The organism is Pseudomonas sp. P5_B3 (genome assembly GCF_056400405.1).
Genome location: NZ_JBFULI010000122.1, coordinates 1 through 2,220 on the forward strand (window position 1 = coordinate 1; position 2,220 = coordinate 2,220).

Sequence of the window (2,220 nt, forward strand, 5' to 3'; positions counted from 1 at the left end):
GAATTCAAAGGCACCGTACAGGCGATCTCTTCGAGGTCCCTACGGAAGTCGGAATAGACCAACCCCATGCCACCATAAGCAGGTGAGGCGCTAACCGGCTCGAACTGATCCCATGCAGAGCCTGTCGATAAGACGCTCTCAGCGATCACCTTGAGACGCTCTTTGAGTTGATCCCAAGTCGCCTCAGGCCGGTCGAGATGGAAGGTTCTGAGCGTAGTCAACAGGTGCTTAGCAATGGTCACAGCGGTTTGCCTATGGATCGTCTTAAGGGAGAGCGTGCAGGTAGCTTTGGAGCCCAGTGGGCGAATGCGGAGAGTGTAACGGCCTTGCCTACGGTAGACCCATGGCGTGGCGAGTTCTAACACGGTTCTAACAGTTGGTGCTTTAGTGGTGAAGGTCATGGTTGGTCGCGCCCTTGTGCTGCTTGGGTTTGACCTTCGTTGCGCCCCAGTTGGAAAAAAACTCCACAGGGACTCCTTAAACGTTGCGCGGCATGCAAGCGCGCGGGATACCACCAGCATACCCATGCGCCGCCCTTGCGACCAGTCGTGAAACCTCTGGCAACAGGCCTGTAACGGGCATTTCAAACAAGCGTATGTTTTTTCATTGACAGTACACCGCCATCCTCATAACCTCGCCAAACCTTCAACGCACCGGGATGACGCGGACGTGGGCAGCATCTATTTGATTCGACATGGCCAGGCTTCTTTTGGTGCGGACGACTACGACGTCCTGTCGCCGACCGGCATTCGACAGGCTGAAATCCTTGGCCGGCACCTGGCCGAACTCGGTATCAGCTTCGACCGCTGCCTGGCGGGCGACCTGCGCCGCCAGCAGCACACGGCCAACAGCGCGCTGGAACAATTCGCCGCGGTGGGCCTGCCGGTGCCGATCCTGGAAACCGATTCCGCCTTCAACGAGTTCGACGCCGATGCGGTGATCCGCGCGCTGTTGCCGGCCATGCTGCCGGACGAACCCGAAGCCCTGAACATCCTGCGCAACGCCGCGCAAAACCGTGGTGAGTTCCAGCGTATCTTCGCCCTGATCATCGAACGCTGGCTCGCCGGCACCTTTGACACACCGGGCCTGGAAAGCTGGCTAGGCTTTGTCGAGCGGGTGCAGGCCGGTCTGCACCGCATCCTCGACCAGGCCGACAACACCCAGAAAATCGCCGTGTTCACCTCCGGCGGCACCATCACCGCCCTGCTCCACCTGATTACGCAAATGCCTGCCCGGCAGGCCTTTGAATTGAACTGGCAAATCGTCAACACCTCGCTCAACCAGCTTAAGTTTCGTGGTCGCGAGGTAGCCCTGGCTTCCTTCAACGCTCATGCGCACCTGCAACTGTTGAAGGCCCCGGAACTCATCACGTTTCGCTGAGTCCGGACTATTGTGACCCTGGCTGTAATCACCCAGCTCTCATTACCCAAGAAAGGATCGAACCATGACCTCCGTAGCAGACGCCGTACAAGCAATGAAAGCCAAGTTCAATCCAGCCGCTGCTGCCGGTCTGGACCTGGTCTTCGGTTTCCGCATCGACGACACCAAGAACTTCTCGCTGATCGTCAAGGACCAGACCTGCGAACTGCAGGAAGGCGAGAACCCGGACGCCCAGGTGACCCTGGTGATGGACGGCGAAACTCTGGAAGGCATCGTCGACGGTTCGACTGACGGCATGCAAGCGTTCATGGGCGGCAAACTGCGCGCTGAAGGCGACATGATGCTGGCGATGAAACTGTCCGAACTGTTCCCGTCGTAAGCACCGGGCTCCCGAGCTTCGGGAGCGTGCAGGGCTGCAAACGAATCCCGCCCTTAGTGGCGGGATTCGTCGTTTTTGYCCCCTCGCCACAGGTTCGGCGGTGCTCTTACAATGTCGGCACTCCCCACACCGGCCGCCCCATGGACATCGACCTCGCCCGCACCTTCCTCGAAATCGTCCGCCATGGCAGCCTGGCTGCCGCCGCGGAAAAGCTCCATGTCACCCAGACCGCGATCACCGCGCGGGTGCAGAAACTCGAAAGCCAACTGGGCAGCACCCTGTTCGTGCGCAATCGTGCCGGCGCCCGTCTGACACCCAACGGTGAAGCCTTCGTGGTGTATGCCAATCAACTGGTGCAAACCTGGGAAGCCGCGCGGCGTGATCTGCCATTGCCCGAGGGTTATCGCGATGTGCTGCACATCGGTGGCGAGGTGAGTCTGTGTAATCCGCTGATGCTCGGC

Annotated in this window: 3 protein-coding genes and 1 pseudogene; 3 read left to right on the forward strand and 1 reads right to left on the reverse strand. The window is 59.7% G+C overall.

Annotation, left to right across the window (positions count from 1 at the left end; all coding sequences use genetic code 11):
* Nucleotides 1–401, reverse strand: a pseudogene (locus tag AC1DRN_RS29845) (hypothetical protein); the annotation flags it as partial.
* 268 nt (nt 402–669) lie between these two features.
* On the opposite strand from AC1DRN_RS29845, the gene AC1DRN_RS29850 reads away from it, so the two are divergent.
* The 3 genes from AC1DRN_RS29850 to AC1DRN_RS29860 form a co-directional block, all read left to right on the forward strand.
* A complete protein-coding gene (locus tag AC1DRN_RS29850; RefSeq protein ID WP_223462855.1) occupies nt 670–1,380 on the forward strand; it encodes a histidine phosphatase family protein in 711 nt (236 codons plus the stop codon).
* A gap of 64 nt (nt 1,381–1,444) precedes the next feature.
* On the forward strand, nt 1,445–1,759 hold the full coding sequence (locus tag AC1DRN_RS29855; RefSeq protein ID WP_015094878.1) for an SCP2 sterol-binding domain-containing protein: 315 nt from the start codon (nt 1,445–1,447) through the stop codon (nt 1,757–1,759).
* A 140-nt stretch (nt 1,760–1,899) separates the two neighbouring features.
* Nucleotides 1,900–2,220 (forward strand): LysR family transcriptional regulator (locus AC1DRN_RS29860; protein WP_477786921.1); only part of this gene is annotated, 321 nt, incomplete at its 3' end.